23 protein-coding genes are annotated in these 22,569 nt (G+C 61.0%); 13 read left to right on the top strand and 10 right to left on the bottom strand.

Annotated features, from left to right (window positions below; genetic code table 11):
• The first annotated feature begins 1 nt into the window (after position 1).
• Both ACVHNU_RS01725 and ACVHNU_RS01730 read left to right on the top strand, forming a co-directional pair.
• Positions 2-313, top strand: a complete 312-nt coding sequence (locus ACVHNU_RS01725; RefSeq protein ID WP_047601396.1) for a YqfO family protein — start codon at positions 2-4, stop codon at positions 311-313.
• Between the two features lie 1,531 nt (positions 314-1,844).
• Entirely contained in the window at positions 1,845-2,207 is a 363-nt protein-coding gene (locus tag ACVHNU_RS01730) for a DUF6124 family protein (protein WP_210558946.1), read from the top strand.
• A 122-nt stretch (positions 2,208-2,329) separates the two neighbouring features.
• Here the strand turns inward: ACVHNU_RS01730 and nagE are convergent, their stop codons facing one another.
• The 7 genes from nagE to ACVHNU_RS01765 all read right to left on the bottom strand — a co-directional run bounded on the left by nagE (position 2,330) and on the right by ACVHNU_RS01765 (position 10,901).
• On the bottom strand, positions 2,330-4,045 hold the full coding sequence (nagE, locus tag ACVHNU_RS01735) for an N-acetylglucosamine-specific PTS transporter subunit IIBC (RefSeq protein ID WP_473018879.1): 1,716 nt from the start codon (positions 4,043-4,045) through the stop codon (positions 2,330-2,332).
• Positions 4,046-4,080: 35 nt separating this feature from the next.
• Positions 4,081-6,594, bottom strand: coding sequence for a phosphoenolpyruvate--protein phosphotransferase (gene ptsP, locus ACVHNU_RS01740; RefSeq protein ID WP_473018880.1), 2,514 nt, complete (start codon positions 6,592-6,594; stop codon positions 4,081-4,083).
• 34 nt (positions 6,595-6,628) lie between these two features.
• Positions 6,629-7,639 (bottom strand): SIS domain-containing protein, encoded by a 1,011-nt coding sequence (locus tag ACVHNU_RS01745; protein WP_473020046.1) that lies wholly within the window; start codon positions 7,637-7,639, stop codon positions 6,629-6,631.
• On the bottom strand, positions 7,632-8,738 hold the full coding sequence (gene nagA / locus ACVHNU_RS01750; protein WP_473018881.1) for an N-acetylglucosamine-6-phosphate deacetylase: 1,107 nt from the start codon (positions 8,736-8,738) through the stop codon (positions 7,632-7,634). Before nagA ends, ACVHNU_RS01745 begins: the two co-directional genes overlap by 8 nt.
• A gap of 32 nt (positions 8,739-8,770) precedes the next feature.
• On the bottom strand, positions 8,771-9,502 hold the full coding sequence (locus ACVHNU_RS01755; RefSeq protein ID WP_045122308.1) for a GntR family transcriptional regulator: 732 nt from the start codon (positions 9,500-9,502) through the stop codon (positions 8,771-8,773).
• A 283-nt stretch (positions 9,503-9,785) separates the two neighbouring features.
• Positions 9,786-10,301 (bottom strand): L,D-transpeptidase family protein, encoded by a 516-nt coding sequence (locus ACVHNU_RS01760; protein ID WP_003221956.1) that lies wholly within the window; start codon positions 10,299-10,301, stop codon positions 9,786-9,788.
• A gap of 48 nt (positions 10,302-10,349) precedes the next feature.
• Positions 10,350-10,901, bottom strand: a complete 552-nt coding sequence (locus ACVHNU_RS01765; protein ID WP_400499027.1) for an NUDIX hydrolase — start codon at positions 10,899-10,901, stop codon at positions 10,350-10,352.
• A gap of 146 nt (positions 10,902-11,047) precedes the next feature.
• Here ACVHNU_RS01765 and ACVHNU_RS01770 point away from each other — a divergent pair, with 146 nt between their 5' ends.
• The 5 genes from ACVHNU_RS01770 (at position 11,048) to purT (ending at position 14,343) form a co-directional block, all read left to right on the top strand.
• The gene (locus ACVHNU_RS01770; protein ID WP_003221960.1) at positions 11,048-11,647 is read left to right on the top strand and encodes a CoA pyrophosphatase; all 600 of its coding nucleotides are present in this window, start codon (positions 11,048-11,050) and stop codon (positions 11,645-11,647) included.
• A 45-nt stretch (positions 11,648-11,692) separates the two neighbouring features.
• Positions 11,693-12,217 carry a gamma carbonic anhydrase family protein gene (locus ACVHNU_RS01775; RefSeq protein WP_003221962.1) on the top strand — a complete coding sequence of 175 codons (525 nt, stop codon included), beginning with the start codon at positions 11,693-11,695 and terminating at the stop codon, positions 12,215-12,217.
• A complete protein-coding gene (locus ACVHNU_RS01780) occupies positions 12,214-12,429 on the top strand; it encodes a DUF1289 domain-containing protein (RefSeq protein WP_473018882.1) in 216 nt (71 codons plus the stop codon). Before ACVHNU_RS01775 ends, ACVHNU_RS01780 begins: the two co-directional genes overlap by 4 nt.
• A 165-nt stretch (positions 12,430-12,594) precedes the next feature.
• Complete coding sequence (locus ACVHNU_RS01785) at positions 12,595-13,062, top strand: hypothetical protein (RefSeq protein WP_003221966.1); 468 nt, start codon at positions 12,595-12,597, stop codon at positions 13,060-13,062.
• Between the two features lie 99 nt (positions 13,063-13,161).
• Complete coding sequence (purT, locus tag ACVHNU_RS01790) at positions 13,162-14,343, top strand: formate-dependent phosphoribosylglycinamide formyltransferase (RefSeq protein ID WP_003221968.1); 1,182 nt, start codon at positions 13,162-13,164, stop codon at positions 14,341-14,343.
• 105 nt (positions 14,344-14,448) lie between these two features.
• Here purT and ACVHNU_RS01795 read toward each other — a convergent pair whose 3' ends face one another.
• The 3 genes from ACVHNU_RS01795 to ACVHNU_RS01805 all read right to left on the bottom strand — a co-directional run bounded on the left by ACVHNU_RS01795 (position 14,449) and on the right by ACVHNU_RS01805 (position 18,187).
• Positions 14,449-15,765: an MFS transporter gene (locus ACVHNU_RS01795; protein ID WP_473018883.1), complete on the bottom strand. Its 1,317-nt coding sequence runs from the start codon at positions 15,763-15,765 to the stop codon at positions 14,449-14,451.
• A 364-nt stretch (positions 15,766-16,129) separates the two neighbouring features.
• The gene (locus tag ACVHNU_RS01800) at positions 16,130-17,362 is read right to left on the bottom strand and encodes a transporter associated domain-containing protein (RefSeq protein WP_473018884.1); all 1,233 of its coding nucleotides are present in this window, start codon (positions 17,360-17,362) and stop codon (positions 16,130-16,132) included.
• A 12-nt stretch (positions 17,363-17,374) separates the two neighbouring features.
• Complete coding sequence (locus ACVHNU_RS01805; protein ID WP_045122309.1) at positions 17,375-18,187, bottom strand: cytochrome C assembly family protein; 813 nt, start codon at positions 18,185-18,187, stop codon at positions 17,375-17,377.
• 195 nt (positions 18,188-18,382) lie between these two features.
• Between ACVHNU_RS01805 and ffh the strand changes: the two genes are divergently transcribed.
• From ffh to ACVHNU_RS01835, 6 genes are all read left to right on the top strand, one after another.
• On the top strand, positions 18,383-19,759 hold the full coding sequence (gene ffh, locus ACVHNU_RS01810) for a signal recognition particle protein (protein ID WP_003221977.1): 1,377 nt from the start codon (positions 18,383-18,385) through the stop codon (positions 19,757-19,759).
• A gap of 261 nt (positions 19,760-20,020) precedes the next feature.
• Positions 20,021-20,272 (top strand): 30S ribosomal protein S16, encoded by a 252-nt coding sequence (rpsP, locus tag ACVHNU_RS01815; protein ID WP_003185073.1) that lies wholly within the window; start codon positions 20,021-20,023, stop codon positions 20,270-20,272.
• Positions 20,273-20,277: 5 nt separating this feature from the next.
• Positions 20,278-20,814 (top strand): ribosome maturation factor RimM, encoded by a 537-nt coding sequence (rimM, locus tag ACVHNU_RS01820; RefSeq protein WP_003221979.1) that lies wholly within the window; start codon positions 20,278-20,280, stop codon positions 20,812-20,814.
• Positions 20,815-20,817: 3 nt separating this feature from the next.
• Entirely contained in the window at positions 20,818-21,570 is a 753-nt protein-coding gene (gene trmD, locus ACVHNU_RS01825; protein ID WP_003221981.1) for a tRNA (guanosine(37)-N1)-methyltransferase TrmD, read from the top strand.
• Between the two features lie 45 nt (positions 21,571-21,615).
• A complete protein-coding gene (gene rplS / locus ACVHNU_RS01830; protein WP_003175895.1) occupies positions 21,616-21,966 on the top strand; it encodes a 50S ribosomal protein L19 in 351 nt (116 codons plus the stop codon).
• A 145-nt stretch (positions 21,967-22,111) separates the two neighbouring features.
• Positions 22,112-22,525: an acyl-CoA thioesterase gene (locus tag ACVHNU_RS01835; RefSeq protein ID WP_098967381.1), complete on the top strand. Its 414-nt coding sequence runs from the start codon at positions 22,112-22,114 to the stop codon at positions 22,523-22,525.
• Positions 22,526-22,569 lie beyond the last annotated feature (44 nt).

Below are 22,569 nucleotides of genomic sequence, written 5' to 3' on the forward strand. Positions count from 1 at the left end.
CGTGTACAAGCTCGGGTTTTTTGTTCCCGACAGCCATGTCGAGGTGGTCAAGGACGCTGTATTCGCTGCCGGTGGTGGGCGGATCGGGGACTATGACCACTGTGCTTGGCAGGTGCTTGGCTTGGGTCAGTTTCGACCGTTGGACGGCAGTCAGCCGTTTATTGGCGAGGCGGGGCAGGTTGAGCGGGTTGAGGAGTGGAAGGTTGAGCTTGTCGTTTGTGACGCGTTGATTCGTGATGTGGTGGCGGCTTTGAAGTTGAGTCACCCTTACGAGACGCCGGCTTATGAGGTGTGGCGGTTGGAGGATTTCTGATCTTCCTTCCGCTGGAACGGGAAACCCGCAGATGAGTGATTGTCTGCGGGTTTTTTGTTGGCTGCGATTTGGTTGGCGACTTCATTCAACTGTGGGAGCGAGCTTGCTCGCGAAAGCGTTGGGTCGGGCAATGATGTTCTGGCTGACCGGGTACATATCCATTGCTGCGGTCACGGCTGCTTAGGGTTCCGCCCTTACGGCGGGTCACTTTTGACAAACGCCTCAAAAGTAACCAAAAACGCTTGCTCCTGCGTTCGGCCCGCTCGCTGGGGCTCGGGGTCCCTTCGCTGCGGGATTGATCCGGGGGCAGCGCCTACGGTTTGCTTCGCTGCACCTCCTCTCGCTGTGTTTGGCTTCGCCAAACGGTCGCTGCGCTCCCACCCCCGGATCAATCCCTCCACTCAGCCTTCCGACGTCGCCCGTGGATCAAGATCAAGAGCTGCAGCCGAGCTTGCGCTCATCCTGGAGTGGGGCGGCTTCGCCGCATGGGGTGTGCGCTTGCTAAATTGTAGGAGCCAGCTTGCTGGCGATGGTGGCCTGACAGCCGACCAATCTCTACCTGAATACACCGGGTTCAAACTGTGGGAGCGGGCTTGCTCGCGAAGGCGTCCTGCCAGCTCACTGATCCATTGCAGATGTACTCAACCCCTGTGGGAGCCTGGCTCACCAGCGATGGCGGCCTGACAGCCGACCAATTTCTATCTGAATAAACCGGGTTGAAATTGTGGGAGCGGGCTTGCTCGCGAAGGCGTCCTGCCAACTGACGGATCCATTGCAGATGTACTCAACCCCTGTGGGAGCCTGGCTTGCCAGCGATGGCGGCCTGACAGCCGACCAATTTCTATCTGAATAAACCGGGTTGAAATTGTGGGAGCGGGCTTGCTCGCGAAGGCGTCCTGATAGCTCACTGATCCATTGCAGATGTACTCAACCCCTGTGGGAGCCTGGCTTGCCAGCGATGGCGGCCTGACAGCCGACCAATCTCTACCTGAATACACCGGGTTGAAATTGTGGGAGCGGGATTGCTCGCGAAGGCGTCCTGCCAGCTCACTGATCCATTGCAGATGTACTCAACCCCTGTGGGAGCCTGGCTTGCCAGCGATGGCGGCCTGATAGCCGACCAATTTCTATCTGAATAAACCGGGTTGAAATTGTGGGAGCCAGCCTGCTGGCGATGGGGTTAGTCCGGTCACCAAGGAGATTGGTCCTGTTTAAATCTGTGTCAAATAACCAGAACCTTCCCACAAGGTTTTCAGGTTGTCCCTCGGACGCCCGGTCTCTAGGCTTTGCTTGTCGCTGCCAATTCAGCGACCGGGAGGTGAGATACCCGATTTGGATCCCCAGACAAGTGCCCCCATAATTGCGGTCAGCTTTCGCTGTCAGCAATTCCTTATGGCGGCTATGTACGGGCGGACTTCGGTCCGGCCGGATTTGGGGTCCTTACCGGTAATCTCACTCCGTACATGGCTGCCACCTCTTCTCCGAGTGAGATCGGGAGCAAGTGGCTGCAACACTTAAAAGGACTTGTTCGATGGACAAACTGATCCCCGACCCACCCCACGAAGCTACAACGCCACCCGTCGACGCCATCCGGGTCGAAGACCTGGCCAAAGACCGTGAAGCCATCAAGCGCGCTGTCGATTTCTACTTCACCCCGCAACCCGCCAAACCCCGACAACCCAGCACGATGTTCCTCGTCCACCCCAACGTCGACACCGAAACCCTGCTAGCCCACGCCTACGAATCGTTGGCCTCTGCCAGTGCCATGGCCAGCAACTTCGCCAACGAACTCAGCGGCCTGCAACGCAGCACCGCTCTGGCGATCCAGCAAATCATCATGCTCGCCGAACTGGCGGTAAACCGGGCGCTGGACCGAGTCGATCCACAGACCTGATCTCTCAGGATCACCGCGTTATCGTTCTTCGCGAGCAAGCCCGCTCCCACATTTGACCGGCGTACACAGGTCAATGTGGGAGCGGGCTTGCTCGCGAAGAAGGCCGCCCAGACGCCGGCGAATCAAACCTTGGCGCTGACCTCACTCCGATTAACCAACGCCTCAATCGCCCCACTCAAACTCGCCGCTTTCTCGCCAATCAACAAATGCCAGACCCCACCTTCCAACGGGCTGACACCCTGGCAACCCAACTCTTTCAACTGCGCCTCGGACAACGCTTTACCATCGGCCAGTTGCAGGCGAATACGGGTCAGGGCGATGCAGTCCAGTTGCAGCACATTCTCGCTACCGCCCAAGGCAGTCAGCCATTGTTGGGCTTCCGGTGCTGTGACCAATACGGCTTTCGATTCCTCGACCACCACCGCAGGCGCTGCCACCAACGCACGCCCCAGCGCCGGCATGGCGAGGCGGATTTCGTCGGCGATGCTGTCGGCCAATGGCCCAACCACCACCTGCAAGCTGCCGCCCTTGCCCGGGCGTACCACGGCCATCGCACCCAGTGCCTTCAAATCAGCGTCGGAAGCCTTGTTGCGATCAACCATTTCCAGACGCAACCGGGTAGTGCAGGCACCGACAGTCACCAGATTCTCCGCACCACCGAGTGCCTTGATGTAAGCCGCCGCGCGCTCGTTCTCGGTGAGAACAGCCTGGTCAGCCGCCGCAACATCCTCACGCCCCGGCGTTTTTAAATTGAAGCGGCGGATACAGAAATCAAACACCGCGTAATACACCACGGCGTACGCCAGCCCGACCGGAATCACCAGCCAGCCATTGGTCGAGCGCCCCCAACCCAGCACCATGTCGATGAAGCCGCCGGAGAAGGTGAAGCCGAGGTGGATGTTCAGCGCATTGGTGATCGCCATCGACAAACCGGTCAGCAGCGCATGCAGCAGATACAGCAGCGGTGCCAAAAACATGAAGGCGAATTCGATTGGCTCGGTCACGCCGGTCAAAAACGAGGTCAGGGCCATCGACAGGAATATCCCGCCCATCACCTTGCGCCGCTCCGGCAGCGCATTGCGGTACATCGCCAGGCACGCGGCGGGCAGGCCGAAGATCATCATCGGGAACATGCCGGTCATGAACTGGCCGCCCTTTGGATCGCCAGCGAAGTAGCGTGACAGGTCGCCGGTGACCAGTGCGCCGGTAGTCGGATCGGTGAAGTTGCCGAACACGAACCACGCCATGTTGTTGAGGATGTGGTGCAGGCCGGTGACGATCAGCAGGCGGTTGAACACGCCGAAGACGAAGGCGCCGAAGCTGCCGCTTTCCATCATCAAGGTGCCGAAGCTGTTGATGCCGTGCTGGATCGGCGGCCAGATGTAGCCGAACACTACGCCCAGCGCGACGGCGGCGAAACCGGTGACGATCGGTACAAAACGTCGGCCACCGAAGAACGCCAGGTACTCCGGCAGCTTGATGTCTTTGAAGCGGTTGTACAGCGCGCCGGCCATCAGGCCGCTGACGATCCCGGCGAGCATGCCCATGTTGATGCTCGGGTCGAGCACTTTGAGGGTGGAGATCATCACCAGGTAACCGATCACCCCGGCGAGGCCGGCGGTGCCGTTGTTGTCCTTGGCGAACCCGACCGCGATGCCGATGGCGAAGATCATTGCCAGGTTGGCGAAGATCACTTGCCCGGCATCGTGGATGATCGCGATGTTCAGCAGGTCGGTGTCACCCAGACGCAGCAGCAGGCCGGCAATCGGCAGGATCGCGATCGGCAGCATCAGCGCACGGCCGAGGCGTTGCAGGCCTTCGATGAAGAGTTGGTACATGGTGGTTCTCCCTGCTCTTTATAGAGAGCTTGTTGTTAGTGCAGAGGCCAATGCTGGTGGCAGGCGTGACGAACCGCAGCGGCGCTGTTCAGTTTCAACAGGTCGAGGCTGAGGCGTTGGCATTCGGCCTCGTGCAACTGGCGCACGCGATCCTTGATTTCACCGATCTGCACCGGGCTCACCGACAACTCGGTCACACCAAGGCCGATCAACACCGGCGTCGCCAGTGGGTCGGAGGCGAGGGCACCGCACACGCCGACCCAGCGCTTGTGCACCGCCGCACCTGCGCAGGTCATGGCGATCAGTCGCAGCAGCGCCGGGTGCAGGGCATCGACGCGAGCGGCCAAACCTGCGTGGTCGCGGTCCATCGCCAAGGTGTATTGCGACAGATCGTTGGTGCCGATCGACAGGAAGTCGGCGTGCTCGGCCAGTTGTTCGGCTTGCAGCGCGGCGGCGGGGACTTCGATCATCACGCCGATTTCCGGGTGCTGGCTGATACCCAGTTCCAGGCACAGCGCATCGACCCGCTGGCGGATGTGCAGCAGTTCGTCGACTTCGGTGACCATCGGCAACAGGATCCGGCAACGGCGCAGCGGGCTGACTTGCAGCAATGCGCGCAGTTGTTGGTCGAGGATTTCCGGACGGGCCTGAGCCAGACGAATGCCGCGCAGGCCGAGCACCGGGTTGGCTTCGGCGGGCAGCGGCAGATAGTCGAGTTGCTTGTCGCCGCCGACGTCGATGGTACGGATGATCACCGAGTGCTCACCCATGGCATCGAGCACAGCTTGATAGGCGGCGCGCTGCTCTTCGATGTCTGGCGCGGTCTGCCGGTCGACGAACAGAAACTCGGTGCGCAGCAGGCCGACGCCATCGGCGCCGTTGGCAAAGGCGTCCGCTGCCTCATGGCTGGAGGCCACGTTGGCGACCACTTCGATCGCCACGCCATTGCGGGTTTCGGCGGGCAGATGAGCTTTGGCTTGTTGCGCGTCGCGGCGTTGCTGACGGTCGATTTGCGCTTGCTGAACTTCGGCCAGGCGTTCGGCGTTCGGCGTCAGTTCGAGGCGGCCGCCATCGGCATCCAGCACCACCGACTGACCTTGCAGCTGATCGAGCAGAGCGGCGCCCAACGCCACCAGGCATGGCAGGCCTTTGCCGCGCGCCAGAATCGCGACATGCGACGTCGCGCCACCCTCGGCCATGCACAACCCGGCGACCCCCTGCGCGCTGAGTTGCAGCAGATCCGACGGCGTCAGTTCATGCGCAGCGACGATGGCGCCGGGCGGCACGTCGTAATGCCAGGCTTCACCGAGCAGGGCGCGCAGGACGCGTTGCTTGAGGTCGCGCAGGTCGTTGGCGCGTTCGGCCAGCAGTGCACTGCCGGTGTGTTGCAGGACTTCGCACTGCACGTCGATCGACTGGCTCCAGGCGTGAGTCGCCGCCGTGCCTTGGTCGATAGCATGCTGCGCAGCGTCGAGCAGGGCCGGGTCTTCGAGCAGTGCCAGGTGCGCGGCGAAGATCGCTTCTTCGTCGGCATTCTTGTACCTCTTGGCTTCGGCCAGGGTGCCGTCGATTTCGCTGCGCACTTGATTGAGGGCGGTGTCGAGGCGTTGTAGTTGTTCGGTTGAATCATGATGGCCGGGATCGACTGGCAGGCTGATCGCGCTCAAGCGAAACAGCGGCCCGCCGACCAGTCCCGGTGCCGCGCACACACCGTGCAGCACACCGGCTTCGGCCGGACGTTTGCGCGGTGCGGCGCTGACCGGTGCTGCGGCGTGGTGGTCTTCGGGCAGGGCAGTCGCCAATGCATTGAGCAAGGCTTGCAGCGCGGCTTCGGCGTCCGGCCCCTGACAGCTGACTTGCACTTCATCCTGCTCGCCAACCGCCAGTCCCATCAGCCCGATCAGGCTGTTGCACGGCGCCGACTTACCAGCGAAGTGCAGCTGCGACTGGCTCTTGAAGCCTTGTGCGGTCTGCCGAATCAGTGCGGCCGGGCGTGCATGCAAGCCGCCGCGATGCGCCACCAGCACATGACCGTGAACCTCGGGTCCGTCCAGCGTTTCAGCATTTGCCACCGAACTGTTGCGCGCAACGATGTGCAGCAACGGATCGCCGACCTTTACCGGTTTGAGCGTGATCGGGCGCACCTGGAAGTCCTGGCTGTTGGTCAGGATCAGCAGGCTGACCAGGCTCTTGCACTGCTGGCCGACCTTGTCCAGGTCGTAGCGCAACAACGGTTGGCCGTTGCTGACCCGCGTACCTTCCTTGACCAGCATCGAGAAGCCTTCGCCGTTCAGTTCAACGGTGTCGAGGCCCAGGTGCAGGAGGATTTCCGCGCCGTTGTCGGCACGCACGGTCAGTGCGTGGCCGGTGCGGGCGACGTGGATGATTACCCCGGCGCAGGGCGAATACAGGGTGTCGTTCAGCGGATCGATGGCGATACCGTCGCCCATCGCGCCACTGGCGAACACCGCGTCCGGGACTTTGGCGAGCGTGAGCACCGGGCCGCTGAGCGGGGCGCTGAGGGTCAGCTCTTTATTGTTGTTGTGCATGGCTCGGTCTCATCAGGTGTGCAGTCATTCGGACTTAGTGCGTACGCGTCACTTTGCTCAGGTGGCGCGGCTGATCCGGGTCCATGCCTCGGGCCACGGCCAGGTTGGCGGCCATCACGTAGAAGCTCTGGATCGCCAGAATCGGATCAAGGGCCGGGTGTTCGGCGCGGCTCAGGGTCAGGTCGCGTTCGAGGATGTCGTCCGGCGCCGCCAGCAGCACACGGGCGCCGCGTTGACGCATCTCTGCCGCAAGGCTGATCAGACCGGCCTGTTCGGCACCGCGCGGGGCGAACACCAGCAGCGGGTAATGCTCGTCGATCAGTGCCATCGGGCCGTGACGGACTTCGGCGCTGCTGAACGCTTCGGCCTGGATCGCCGAGGTTTCCTTGAATTTCAGCGCGGCCTCTTGGGCGATGGCAAAACCGGCACCACGGCCGATGACCATCAGGCGTTCGCAACCACGCAAGGCCTCGATGGCTGCGCTCCAGTCCTGCTGCGCCGCTTCGCGCAGGCCTTCGGGCAGGGCGTTGTGCGCTTCCAGCAGTTCGCTGTCTTCTTTCCAGTGCGCGATCAGGCGGGCACTGGCGCTCAGGGTGGCGATAAAACTCTTGGTCGCGGCGACGCTGCTTTCGGTACCGGCGAGCAGCGGCAGGCTGAATTCACATGCGGCTTCCAACGGCGAATCGGCAGCGTTGACCATCGATACGCTCAGAGCGCCACGCTTGCGCAACAGACGCAGGCTGTTGACCAGATCCGGGCTTTGCCCCGATTGCGAAAAGGCGAACGCCACCTGACCGCTGACCTTCAGCGGCGCCTGCTGCATGGTCACCACCGACATCGGCAACGACGCCACCGGCACACCCAGTTGCTGCATGGTCAGGTAAGCGAAGTAGCTCGCCGCGTGGTCGGAGCTGCCGCGCGCGACGGTCATCGCCACTTGCGGCGGCTGGCGGCGCAGGCGCCCGGCGATCTCGATCATTTGCGGGTCGAGCTGTAGCAGTTGGGCTTGCACGGCCTCGAACGAGGACAGCGCCTCTTCAAGCATTTTTGAAGTCAATGTCTTCTCCTTCGACCATGACGGCGGTCAGTGTGAGTGAGCGATCCAGCCGCACGCAGTCGGCCCAGGCTCCTGGTTGCAGGCGCCCGCGTTCAGTGATGCCGAGGTAGTCGGCGGGAAATTGCGACAGACGCTGCGAGGCCTCGCTGATCGGCAAACCGATCTTCACCAGGTTGCGCAGGGCCTGATCCATGGTCAGGGTGCTGCCGGCCAACGTGCCATCGGGCAGGCGCACGCCGCCCAGGCATTTGGTCACGGTGTGGCTGCCGAGCTTGTATTCACCGTCGGGCATGCCGGCGGCCGCGGTCGAATCGGTGACGCAATACAGGCATGGGATCGATCGCAGGGCCACGCGGATCGCGCCGGGGTGCACGTGCAGCAGATCCGGGATCAGCTCGGCGAATTTGGCGTGAGCCAACGCGGCGCCGACGATGCCCGGCTCGCGGTGATGCAGCGGGCTCATGGCGTTGTACAAGTGAGTAAAACTGGTCGCGCCAGCCTCCAGAGCGGCGACGCCTTCCTCGTAACTGCCGAGGGTGTGGCCGATCTGCATGCGAATGCCGCGGCTGCTGAGTTCGCGGATCAACACGTCGTGGCCGGCGATTTCCGGAGCGATGGTGATCACCCGGATCGGCGCCAGCGCCAGGTATTCCTCGACTTCGGCCATCAACGCGGTGTGGGCGAAGTTCGGTTGCGCGCCGAGTTTGCCGGGGTTGATGTACGGGCCTTCGAGATGCACACCGAGTACCCGGGCGGCGCCTTGCGGACGCTGTTCGCAGAACTCGCCGACCTCTTTCAGCACGCTGGAGATCTCGGCGCTCGGCGCGGTCATGGTGGTGGCCAGCAGCGAAGTGGTGCCGAAGCGCACGTGGGTGCGGGTGATGGTTTCGAAGGCGCTGGCGCCTTCCATGATGTCTTTGCCGCCACCGCCGTGGACGTGCAGGTCGATGAAACCCGGCAGCAGGTAGGGCAAGTCATTGTCGGCTGGATCGCAGGGCACGCCTTCGATCGACACGACTTTGCCGTGTTCGTGGATCAGCCGGCCGCGAACCCAGCCGTGAGCGGTGAGGATGTTGTCTTCGGACATTTCGGTTCTCGCTGTTTGACGGCTTCGCCCGGTTAGCGGCGCAGCTCTGCAACAAAGTCGTAGTAGTCGTTGCGGCAATAGGTGTCGGTGACTTCGATCGGCGTGTTGTCTTCCAGATAGCCGACCCGGGTCATCAGTAGCATGGCGGTACCGGGGGCGATGCCGACCAGCGCGGCAAACTCGTCCGAGGCGTTGATCGCCTGGATGTGCTGCAGGGCGCGGACGATCGGTTTGCCGATGCCGTCGAGGTATTCGTAGAGCGAATCGCCGACCAATTGCGGCTTGGGCATGATCGAGGCGGGCAGGGTGCTCATCTCGATGGCCATCACGGTGTCGTCGGCCTTGCGCAGGCGTTTCATGCGCGCCACCTTGTCGTTCGGCGACAGGCTCAGGCGGATCAGTTCTTCGTGAGTCGGCAGGGTGATTTCGCGCTCCAGCCACTGCGAGCTGGGCACGAAACCCTTGAGGCGGAGCATTTCGCTGAAGCCCGAGAGGCGCGACAGTGGTTGTTCCAGACGGGGCGTGATGAAGGTGCCGGAACCTTGCAGGCGGCGGATCAGACCTTGATCCAGCAGCACTTCCAGCGCCTTGCGGGCGGTGACCCGGGAGATACCCAGTTGCTCGCTGAGGTTGCGCTCGGAAGGCATCGCCTGCTCGGCCTTCCACTGCCCGGAATGGATCGCCGATTCCAGATTACGCGCCAGCTGCAGGTACAGCGGTGTCGGCTGGGAGTCATCTGGGCGTAGGGCCTGGAGGTCGTTCATGTAGGTCATTTCCGACGCGAGTATAGGATTGTTGTTGCTCGCTTGTGGGGCGGAAATTAATACCACTTGAATACCATGTCAACGCAGGGAATTGGCCTGTAGGCCAATGAAATGGCGGGTCTCGGGTGTGATGTATTGAAGTGGTATTAGAGGTGGAATGCAGAAAGCAAAAGATCGCAGCCTGCGGCAGCTCCTACAGTGGGAAGTGGTATCAACCCTGTAGGAGCTGCCGCAGGCTGCGATCTTTTGATTTATTTTTTTTCAGGTGACCAGTGGTGGGGCGTCAAGGGCGGATTTCGATCATCGTGCCGTCCGGCACCAGGCCCCAGACTTCACGCATGTCCATGTTGCGCATGGCGATGCAACCGTCGGTCCAGTCCAGGGTGTGGAACAGGTCTTCGGGCGTGTCCTCGGTGTCGGGCGTGCCGTGGATCATGATCATCCCGCCAGGCTCGACGCCTTCGCGGCGAGCGCGGGCCGAATCGCTGATGTTCGGGTAGGAAATGTGCATCGCCAGGTTGAATTTTTCGCTGACCTTGCGCCAGTCGATCCAGTACAGACCTTCCGGGGTGCGTTTGTCGCCCTCAATCAGTTTCGGACCTTTCTTCGCGCCCTTGCCCAGGGAGATGCGATAGGTCTTGAGTGGCTTGCCGTCGGAGATCAATTGCAGTTGATGCGCCGATTTGAACACCAGTATTTTGTCGATCCGGGGGCTATTCGATGGCGTCACGGTGGTCACGAATGACGCTTGGGACACGGTGACGAACGACAGGCAGAGCAGGGCAAGCAACCAGCGCATTGAAACGATTCCCCAGGAGTGATGCAGATATTTTATTTATAGATGTTTTCAGGTGATGGCGGGCTGGGCCAGCGGCGGAATCGATTCGGAGCGAACCGGATAGGTCTCGCGGCGGCGATCAGCGAAGAAGCATTCTAAAGTACGCCCCACCGTGCGAAAAGCCAGCTCGTCCCACGGGATGTCGGCTTCGTCGAATAGTTGCACTTCGAGGCTCTCGGGGCCGGCGGCAAAGTCCAGATCGACCAGTTCGGCACGGAAGAACACGTGCACCTGGCTGATGTGTGGCACATCGATCAGCGTATAGATGCTCAGGTTGCGCACCCGGGCGCAGGCTTCCTCGGCGGTTTCGCGGATCGCGGCCTGCTCGATGGTCTCGCCGTTTTCCATGAAACCGGCGGGTAGCGTCCAGTAGCCGAGACGGGGCTCGATGGCGCGGCGGCAGAGCAACACTTGGCTGCCCCAGGTCGCGACGCAACCGGCGACGATATTGGGGTTTTGATAGTGAATGGTCTGACAGCTGTCACAGACAAATCGCAGCCGCGAATCGCCTTCGGGAATGCGCTGGGTCACCGGGTTGCCGCACTGGCTGCAAAATTTCATGCTGGGGTTCCTGAATGCTGCGCCTATCTTGGCGTGCAGCGGTGCCGGTCGGCAAGTTGTCGTTTCGCGACATGGCCGGGCGAGGGGCTTGGGCGGCTGCCATGATTGGTGCATGATGCAGGGTAAGGCACAGATCGAGAACACTCATGCTGGACGAGCTACTGCATAGGGTAAGCAACCACACACCGCGCACGCTGGAGACCGATAAACGTTTCCCCGAGGCCGCTGTTCTGGTGCCGATCACCCGCAGTGACGAGCCCGAGCTGGTACTGACCCTGCGCGCCAGCGGCCTTTCGACCCATGGCGGCGAAGTCGCCTTCCCCGGCGGACGCCGTGACCCGGAAGACCCCGACCTGATTTTTACCGCCCTGCGCGAAGCCGAGGAAGAAATCGGCCTGCCACCGGGGCTGGTCGAGGTCATCGGCCCGCTCAGCCCGCTGATCTCCCTGCATGGCATCAAGGTTACGCCGTATGTCGGGGTGATCCCGGACTTTGTCGAATACCAGGCCAACGATGCCGAGATTGCCGCAGTATTCAACGTGCCGCTGGAGTTCTTCCGCAAAGACCCGCGCGAACACACGCATCGTATCGACTATCAGGGTCGCAGCTGGTACGTGCCGAGTTATCGGTACGGCGAGTTCAAGATCTGGGGGTTGACGGCTATCATGATCGTCGAGCTGATCAATCTGCTCTATGACGAACAGATCAGCCTGCATCACCCGCCCAAAAGTTTTATCAATACCTGAAGCCATCGCTCGAATGGCCCGTTCGTGAGCCCTGAGGAAAACAAGATGAAATACCGCCTGGGCGACGCCCGCGTCGACACCCATCCACAGAGCTGGGTCGCGCCCAATGCCGTGCTGGTGGGCAAGGTCAAACTCGAAGAGGGCGCCAACGTCTGGTTCAACGCCGTGCTGCGCGGTGACAACGAACTGATCCTGATCGGCAAGAACAGCAATGTTCAGGATGGCACCGTGATGCACACCGATATGGGCTATCCGCTGACCATCGGCACTGGCGTGACCATCGGTCACAACGCCATGCTGCATGGCTGCACCGTCGGCGACTACAGCCTGATCGGCATCAACGCGGTGATCCTCAACGGCGCGAAAATCGGCAAGAACTGCATCATCGGCGCCAATTCGCTGATCGGCGAAGGCAAGGAAATTCCCGATGGCTCGCTGGTGATGGGCTCGCCGGGCAAGGTAGTGCGTGAACTCACCGAGCCGCAGAAGAAAATGCTCGAAGCCAGCGCCGCGCACTATGTGCACAACTCGCAGCGCTATGCGCGTGACCTGGTCGAGCAGGAAGAATGAACACGCCTGAAAGACCCGTTGCCTCGCCTTGCGTGAATATCTGCGCACTGGATGAGGACGATATTTGCACCGGCTGCCAGCGTACGGTCGCGGAGATCACACGCTGGGGGCGGATGACCAACGATGAGCGGCGGGCGGTGCTCGGGTTGTGCCATGAGCGGGCGAAGGCGAGCGGGTTAGTGTGGATGATCCCCGGGAAATCTGGCGTCTGACAAACCGCCTTCGCGAGCAAGCGCGCTCCCACATTGGATTTGTGTTCACCTTCGATCAACTGTGGGAGCGGGCTTGCTCGCGAAGAGGCCAGAACAGTCGCTACTTCTTATTGGCCCAACTCAAAGCCTGAAGTAACCTGTGCGCCAATTTGACAGGTCGCCCCCATGATTTTCCTCATCGCCTACATCAGCAGCGTCGTGCTGATCAACTTCGCTTTCTCCACCGCGCCGCACCTGGACATCATCTGGTCGGCTTGGGGCGGGTTGGTGTTCGTGTTGCGCGACATGGTGCAAACCCGTTTCGGCCACGGCGCCATCGTGGCGATGCTGGCGGCGCTGGTGCTGTCCTACGTCACCTCTGATCCGTCGATCGCCCTGGCCAGCGCCACCGCGTTCGCGATCTCCGAGTGCATCGACTGGCTGGTGTTCAGCGTCACCAAACGCCCGTTGCGTGACCGCTTGTGGATCAGTTCGGCACTGAGCATTCCCCTCGATACCTTCATCTTTTTCGGCATGATCGACCTGATGACGCCACCGGTGATCATCACCGCATTGGTCTCGAAGTTCGCTGGCGTCACTGCCGTTTGGCTGATCATGGCCTGGCGCGAGCGCAAACAGGCTGTCGCCAGCTAAGCCAAACCCTCCGGTTCATGTAAAATGCCGCGCTTTCTCCCCATGGAAAGCGCGTCTGGCGTTGCTTTCCTCGATGATCCGCTTCTTTGAGGACCTGAGATGACCCGTATCGGAACTCCATTGTCGCCAACCGCGACCCGCGTATTGCTGTGTGGCTGTGGTGAGTTGGGCAAGGAAGTGGTGATCGAGCTGCAACGCCTGGGCGTTGAAGTGATTGCCGTCGACCGTTACGCCAACGCGCCGGCCATGCAGGTTGCGCACCGCAGCCACGTGATCAACATGCTCGACGGCGCGGCCTTGCGTGCCGTCATCGAAGCCGAGAAGCCGCACTTCATCGTGCCGGAAATCGAAGCCATCGCCACCGCCACGCTGGTCGAACTGGAAGCCGAAGGCTTCACTGTGATCCCGACCGCGCGCGCCGCGCAACTGACCATGAACCGCGAAGGCATCCGTCGTCTGGCCGCTGAAGAGCTGGACCTGCCGACCTCGCCGTACCACTTTGCCGACACCTTCGAGGACTACAGCAAAGCCGTTCAGGACCTGGGTTTCCCGTGCGTGGTCAAACCGGTCATGAGCTCGTCGGGCAAAGGTCAAAGCCTGCTGCGCAGCGCCGATGACGTGCAGAAAGCCTGGGATTACGCACAAGAGGGTGGTCGCGCCGGCAAAGGTCGGGTGATCATCGAAGGCTTCATCGATTTCGACTACGAAATCACTCTGCTGACCGTGCGCCACATCGGCGGCACTACGTTCTGCGCACCAGTCGGTCACCGTCAGGAGAAGGGCGACTATCAGGAGTCGTGGCAGCCGCAGGCCATGAGCCCGATTGCCCTGGCTGAGTCCGAGCGCGTGGCCAAGGCTGTGACCGAGGCTTTGGGCGGTCGCGGTCTGTTCGGCGTCGAACTGTTCATCAAGGGCGATCAGGTGTGGTTCAGCGAAGTCTCGCCGCGCCCGCATGACACTGGTCTGGTGACCCTGATTTCTCAGGATCTGTCGCAGTTCGCGCTGCACGCGCGCGCCATTCTCGGTCTGCCGGTGCCACTGATCCGTCAGTTCGGCCCTTCGGCTTCGGCAGTAATTCTGGTGGAAGGTCAGTCGACCCAGACCGCGTTCGCCAACCTGGGCGCTGCATTGAGCGAGCCGGATACGGCATTGCGTCTGTTCGGCAAGCCTGAAGTCAATGGTCAGCGCCGGATGGGCGTGGCGTTGGCGCGGGATGAGTCGATCGAAGCTGCGCGTGCCAAGGCGACCCGGGCTGCTCAGGCTGTTGTTGTAGAACTGTAAACCGAGGCGCGGCATTCGCGAGCAAGCCCGCTCCCACATTGGATCTGTGGCGTACACAAAACCAATTGTGGGAGCGGGCTTGCTCGCGAAGCTTTTGATCTTCTGTCAGGCAACCTGATTCAGATCGTTATTGCGCGTTTCCTTCAGGCACAGCACAGCAATCAAGCTGAGAACCGCTGCCGCCGACACATACCCGCCGACATAACTCAAACCGCCCATCGCCACCAGTTTCTGCGCGAAGAACGGGGCGGCCGAGGCGCCGACGATGCCGCCCAGGTTGTAGGCCGCCGATGCGCCGGTATAGCGCACGTGCGTCGGAAACAGTTCCGGCAACAGCGCGCCCATCGGGGCAAACGTCACGCCCATCAAGAACAGCTCGATGCACAGGAACAGCGCCACACCCCAGGTCGAACCTTGCGTCAGCAGCGGCTCCATCAGGAATCCGGACAGGATCGCCAGCACACCACCGACGATCAGCACCGGTTTGCGCCCGTAACGGTCGCTGGCCCAGGCGGACAATGGCGTTGCCGCGGCCATGAACAGCACGGCAAAACACAATAGTCCAAGGAACGTCTCACGGCTGTAACCCAGTGTGGATACGCCGTAGCTCAGGGAAAACACCGTCGAGATGTAAAACAGCGCATAACACACGACCATCGCCGCCGCGCCGAGCAGGGTTGGCGCCCAGTACTGGCTGAACAGCTCGACCAGCGGCACTTTCACTCGTTCCTGACGGGCAATGGCGTGGGCGAACACCGGGGTTTCGTGGAGTTTCAGGCGCACGTACAGGCCGACCATCACCAGTACCGCACTGAGCAGAAACGGAATCCTCCAGCCCCAGCTGCGGAACTGCTCGTCATTGAGGGTCATGGCCAGGGTCAGGAACAGCCCGTTGGCCGCGAGAAACCCAATCGACGGGCCAAGCTGCGGAAACATGCCGAACCACGCCCGTTTTCCCTTGGGCGCATTCTCCGTGGCCAGCAACGCCGCGCCACCCCATTCGCCACCCAGTCCCAACCCCTGACCGAAACGCAGCACGCACAGCAGAATCGGTGCCCAGGCGCCAATGCTGTCGTAACCCGGCAGCACGCCGATCAGCGTGGTGCACACGCCCATCAGAAGTAGCGAGGCGACCAGTGTCGATTTGCGCCCGATGCGGTCACCGAAATGGCCGAACAGCGCCGATCCCAGCGGGCGGGCGAGGAAGGCGATGCCGAAGGTGAGAAACGCCGAAAGCATCTGCGCGGTGCCGGACGTCTGCGGAAAGAACACCGGCCCGATCACCAGTGCGGCGGCAGTGGCGTAGACGTAGAAGTCGTAGAACTCGATGGCGGTGCCGATGAAACTCGCCGTCGCCACGCGGGTGGCGGAGTTGGTCGGTTGGGCAGGCGCGGTGTCGCTGTAAGCGGTACTGGTCGTCATGCGGTGATCCCTGACAGTCATGAGCTCCGTTGGAGCGAATTATTATGGTCGAACACCCAGGGATGTGGGATCAGGCGCGAGCGCTGTTTCGAGTAGGAACAGTCGTCGGGGTGGTGCGGAAAATTACCGAAACCGTTGGCGTGCGGGGTAAGCACAGGGCTCGGCGGCGCTTGGGTAAGCGGTTCGATTATAGGAAGGGGGCTAACAATCAAACAAGAGCAAAGGATCGCAGCCGTTGGGCTTTCTGTGGCGAGGGAGCTTGCTCCCGCTCGGGCGCGCAGCGGCCGCATGAATCTGTGGGTAAATCAAAAGCCAGGGCTGCTTCGCAACCCAGCGGGAGCAAGCTCCCTCGCCACAACAGCGCTTAGATCTTGGCGGGCACCGAGGTCGTATGCCAGATCAACACCTTGCTCACCCGGTTGTCTTCGGTCTCGAGAATTTCCAGCCGATAGCGGCCGATCTTGAGGCACACCGCGCTGTCGGGAATGGTCTCCAGTGCTTCGGTCACCAGGCCGTTAAGGGTCTTCGGCCCGTCGCTCGGCAAATGCCAGCCCAGGCATTTGTTCAACTCGCGGATCGACGCGGTACCGTCGATCACCATGCGCCCGTCGGGCTGCGGATGGATGTGCGGGTTGTCGAGGCTGTGCTCGCTTTCGAATTCGCCGACGATCTCTTCGAGAATGTCTTCCAGAGTCACGATGCCCAGCACTTCGCCGTACTCGTCCACCACCATGCCCAGCCGGCGCTGCTGCTTGTGGAAGTTCAGCAGTTGCAGTTGCAACGGGGTGCTTTCCGGGACGAAATACGGTTCGTAGCTGGCGGCCAGCAGCGCTTCGCGGGTCAGGTTGCCATCGTTGAGCAGATGGCGGATCTGCCGGGTGTTGAGCACCGCTTCGACCTGGTTGATGTCGCTGTGGAACACCGGCAGGCGTGTGCGCTTGTTCTGGCGCAGTAGTTCGATGATCTCTTCGATCGAGTCGTCAAGGTTGATACCGTCGACATCGCTGCGCGGCACCAGAATGTCGTTGACCGTGATGTTGTCCAGCGCGTGGATTCCCGAAACCGGGTGTGTGCGAGACGGGTGTTCCGGGTCGTCGTTGTGCTCAGCGGGATCTTCGTCTTCGCTCTGCTGGACCACTTGGGGCTTGCGCGCGAAGGGGCGCAGCAGCCAACCGCTGAGGCTGCTCAGCAGCCAGGCCAGCGGGTAAAGGATTTTCAGTGGAACGGTCAGCAGGGTATTGCCGAACGACAGCACCGCATCGGGATAACGCTGGGCTACGCTGCGCGGAAAGTAATCGGCAAACACCAGCAGCACGGCGCCGGCGCCCAGGCAGGCAGCCCAAGGGCCGTTCCCTTCGCAAAGAAAGATCGCCAACAGTGTGGCGATGATCACCGCGAGCGCTCGGCACAGGGTGTTGCACAGGATCAGACTATCGAGCGGAAAGCTCAGCTTCGCCAGCGGCTTGTCGCTGGCACGCGAGGCCGTGCGTTGCGCCAGCAGGTGCTGCTGAGCGACTTCGACGGCAGTAAACAGCCCCGACCATAAAATCAGCAGGACAAATACCGCGAGCATCGGCCCTATGGGCAAACCGTCCATTTATGCCGCCCGTCAGATGTGCAGGATGTATTCACGAACCAGTTTGCTGCCGAAATACGCCAACATCAGCAGGCAGAAACCGGCGAGGGTCCAGCGAATCGCCTTGTGGCCACGCCAGCCGAGGCGATTGCGGCCCCACAGCAGCACGCTGAACACGATCCAGGCCAGGCACGCCAGCAAGGTCTTGTGCACCAGATGCTGGGCGAACAGGTTCTCGACGAACAGCCAGCCGGAGATCAGCGACAGCGACAGCAGCGTCCAGCCAGCCCAGAGGAAGCCGAACAACAGGCTTTCCATGGTTTGCAGCGGCGGGAAGTTCTTGATCAGGCCCGACGGGTGCTTGTGCTTGAGCTGGTGATCCTGCACCAGCAGCAACAAGGCCTGGAACACCGCGATGGTGAACATGCCGTAGGCGAGGATCGACAGCAGGATGTGGGCGAGGATGCCCGGCTCTTCGTCGATGATCTGCACCGTGCCGGCCGGGGCGAACTGCGCCAGCAACACCGTGGCCGCGCCGAGCGGAAACAGCAGCACCAAAAGGTTTTCCACAGGGATCCGCGAGCAGGCCAGCAGCGTCAGAGCGATGACGGCCGCGGCAATCAGGCTGGCGGCGCTGAAGAAGTCCAGGCCCAGGCCGATCGGCGTCAGCAGGTGAGTGAGCAGGCTGGCGCTGTGGGCGAGCACGGCGAAGATGCCGAGCGTAACCAGCAGGCGCTTGTTCGCCTTGGCGCCGGAGGCCAGGCGGGTGCCCTGATAAAGGGTCGCAGCGGCATAAAGGAGAGCGGCGGCGAGCGTGGTCAGCAAACTGGGTGACAAGGGGAGCATAAATCCTGTTAGGCAGGCCCGAAAGGCGCTGAGTTTGGCATAGAACCGCCACACCACGAAAGTGCGAGGTGTCCGCCCGACGCAGTCTTCGCTATAATCCGCGACCTGCCCACGCCGCAGGCTCGCCGAGCACATGTTGAATCCGGTCTGGGCCGCCATTATCCCGGTCTACACAGGGCCTGAAAGGATCGCGCAATGTTTGAAAACTTAACCGACCGTCTCTCGCAGACGCTGCGCCATGTCACCGGCAAGGCGAAGCTGACTGAAGACAATATCAAAGACACCCTGCGCGAAGTGCGCATGGCGTTGCTCGAAGCCGACGTCGCCCTGCCGGTGGTCAAGGACTTCGTCAATTCGGTCAAGGAGCGCGCTGTCGGCACCGAGGTGTCGCGCAGCCTGACGCCGGGCCAGGCGTTCGTGAAGATCGTCCAGGCCGAACTCGAAAGCCTGATGGGCGCGGCCAACGAAGACTTGAACCTGAGCGCCGTGCCGCCCGCCGTCATTCTGATGGCAGGTCTGCAGGGTGCCGGTAAAACCACCACCGCCGGCAAACTCGCGCGCTTCCTCAAGGAGCGCAAGAAGAAGTCGGTGATGGTCGTGTCGGCGGACATCTACCGTCCTGCGGCTATCAAACAGCTGGAAACCCTGGCCAACGACATCGGCGTGACGTTCTTCCCGTCCGATCTGAGCCAGAAGCCGGTCGACATCGCGACCGCTGCTATTAAAGAAGCAAAACTGAAATTCATCGACGTGGTCATCGTCGATACCGCCGGTCGTCTGCACATCGACGAAGAGATGATGGGCGAGATCAAGGCGCTGCACGCCGCGATCAACCCGGTTGAAACCCTGTTCGTGGTCGACGCCATGACCGGTCAGGACGCGGCCAACACGGCCAAGGCCTTCGGTGATGCGCTGCCGCTGACCGGTGTGATCCTGACCAAGGTCGACGGCGATGCCCGTGGCGGTGCCGCGCTGTCGGTACGTGCGATCACCGGCAAGCCGATCAAGTTCATCGGTATGGGCGAGAAGAGCGAAGCGCTCGATCCGTTCCACCCTGAGCGTATCGCTTCGCGGATCCTCGGCATGGGCGACGTGCTCAGCCTGATCGAACAGGCTGAAGCGACCCTCGACAAGGACAAGGCCGACAAACTGGCCAAGAAGCTGAAGAAGGGCAAGGGCTTCGACCTCGAAGACTTCCGCGATCAGCTGCAACAGATGAAGAACATGGGCGGCCTCGGCGGGCTCATGGACAAACTTCCGAGCATCGGCGGCGTCAACCTGTCGCAGATGGGCAATGCCCAGAACGCGGCAGAGAAGCAGTTCAAGCAGATGGAAGCCATCATCAACTCCATGACCCCGGCCGAGCGCCGCGACCCTGAGCTGATCAGCGGTTCGCGCAAACGCCGGATCGCCATGGGTTCCGGCACTCAGGTGCAGGACATCGGCCGCTTGATCAAGCAGCACAAGCAGATGCAGAAGATGATGAAGAAATTCACCGCCAAAGGCGGAATGGCGAAAATGATGCGCGGCATGGGCGGTATGTTGCCCGGCGGCGGCATGCCGAAAATGTGATTCAGGACACTAAGACTTCGCCGGTCGTCGCACCGGCGCAGACCCTGCAAGGACGCAGGATCAACAGCAAACCCGCACTCGGCGGGAGCTGACTGGCCGTTTTCATCGACGGCTCTATATGCAAATCCGCACGGCATGCCATAGGCGCCGGAAAAAGTCATTTGCAAAAGTCCGGATATTCCTTAGAATATGCGGCCTTTCGGGCACCCATGCCCGCTGTGCATTTAGATTTGCAGCACCGACTACAGGAACGATGTTCACATGCTAACAATCCGTCTTGCCCTTGGCGGCTCCAAAAAGCGCCCGTTTTACCACCTGACCGTAACCGACTCGCGTAACCCGCGTGACGGCTCCCACAAAGAACAGGTTGGCTTCTTCAACCCTGTTGCCCGTGGTCAGGAAATCCGTCTGTCCGTGAACCAAGAGCGCGTAGCCTACTGGCTGAGCGTTGGTGCACAGCCTTCTGAGCGTGTTGCTCAGTTGCTGAAGGAATCTGCCAAGGCTGCAGCCTGAGCAGTATGAGCGCGACGCCAGAAAAAGCTGATGACCTGATCGTTGTCGGCAAGATTTTTTCGGTTCACGGCGTTCGCGGCGAGGTGAAGGTCTTTTCCTTTACCGATCCGATTGAAAACCTGTTGGACTACCGCAACTGGACGCTTCGGCGCGAAGGCGTGGTGAAACAGGTCGAGCTGGTCAGCGGCCGATCCACTCAAAAGGATCTGGTTGCCAAGCTCAAAGGCCTCGACGATCGCGATGAAGCCCGTCTTCTGAGCGGTTATGAGATCTGCATCTCGCGAAGCCTTTTGCCCAACCTGACAGGCGACGAGTACTACTGGTACCAGTTGCAGGGTCTGAGCGTCATCAACCAGGACGAGCAATTGTTCGGCAAGGTTGATCACCTGTTGGAGACCGGCGCGAACGATGTATTGGTGGTCAAGCCCTGCGCGGGCAGCCTGGATGATCGCGAGCGGTTGTTGCCCTATACAGAGCAATGCGTGCTGGCCATCGACCTGGATGCAGGCGTGATGCGGGTGGAATGGGACGCGGACTTCTAAGCAATGGCCAGCCTGCGCGTAGACGTCATTACGCTGTTCCCCGAGATGTTCTCGGCCATCAGTGAGTACGGCATTACCAGTCGTGCGGTCAAACAGGGGCTGTTGCAGCTGACCTGTTGGAATCCGCGGGATTACACGACGGATCGGCATCACACTGTGGACGATCGCCCGTTTGGCGGTGGTCCGGGCATGGTGATGAAGATCAAGCCCCTGGAAGATGCTCTGGTTCAGGCCAAGGCAGCAGCCGGGGAGGCGGCGAAGGTGATTTACCTGTCCCCCCAAGGCCGTCAACTGACTCAGTCGGCGGTACGCGAGTTGGCAAAATCGGATGCATTGATCCTGATTGCCGGCCGCTATGAAGGCATTGACGAGCGCTTTATTGAGGCTCATGTCGATGAAGAGTGGTCGATTGGTGACTATGTACTGTCTGGCGGCGAGCTGCCGGCCATGGTCATGATCGATGCGGTTACACGACTGCTGCCCGGAGCTTTAGGGCATGCGGATTCCGCTGAGGAAGATTCCTTTACGGATGGTCTGCTGGATTGCCCGCACTACACCCGACCTGAGGTGTATGCGGATCAGCGTGTTCCCGACGTGTTGCTAAGTGGCAATCACGCGCATATCCGGCGTTGGCGTTTACAGCAGTCCCTTGGTAGGACCTATGAACGACGCGCCGATCTTCTGGAAAGCCGCTCGCTTTCTGGAGAAGAGAAGAAGCTGCTCGAGGAATACATCCGCGAGCGGGACGATAGTTAACAACGTATCGATGGTAGATCAGTTGATTTACCTTAGGAGCACAGCATGACCAACAAAATCATCCTTGCACTCGAAGCAGAGCAGATGACCAAAGAAATCCCTACCTTTGCCCCAGGCGACACCATTGTCGTTCAGGTGAAAGTGAAGGAAGGCGATCGTTCCCGTCTGCAAGCGTTCGAAGGCGTTGTAATCGCCAAGCGTAACCGCGGCGTGAACAGTGCGTTCACCGTTCGTAAAATCTCCAACGGTGTTGGCGTAGAACGTACTTTCCAGACCTACTCCCCGCAGATCGACAGCATGGCTGTTAAACGTCGCGGTGACGTACGTAAAGCCAAGCTGTACTACCTGCGCGACCTGTCGGGTAAAGCAGCTCGCATCAAGGAAAAACTGGCTTAAGTCCAGCTTCCGATGCAGAAAAAAGCAGCCTACGGGCTGCTTTTTTGTTGCCTGCAATAAACTGCCCCCACTGTAGGAGCTGCCGAAGGCTGCGATCTTTTGATCTTGCTTGTGTTTCGGGAGCCAGAAATCAGAGCCATTCTTCATGACCACCCGTGACCAGGAAATCGAACGCCGCACCGAACTCTCGGTGACCCGCGTGACCAAAGCCGTCTTCCCGCCGACCACCAACCACCACAACACCCTGTTCGGCGGCACCGCGCTGGCGTGGATGGACGAAGTGTCGTTCATCACCGCCACGCGCTTCTGCCGTTTGCCGCTGGTGACCGTGTCCACCGACCGTATCGACTTCAATCACGCGATACCGGCCGGCTCCATCGTCGAACTGGTGGGCAGGGTGATCAAAGTGGGTAACACCAGCCTCAAGGTCGAGGTGGAAGTGTTTGTTGAGAGCATGAGCTGTGACGGGCGCGAGAAGGCGATCCATGGGCAGTTCAGCTTTGTCGCTATTGATGATGACAAGCGGCCGGTGCCGGTGCTGCCCGGATTTCCTGCCTGATCTGAAACCGAGTCGCGGCCTTCGCGAGCAAGCCCGCTCCCACA

This window comes from Pseudomonas sp. Ors-4-3C (genome assembly GCF_055755035.1).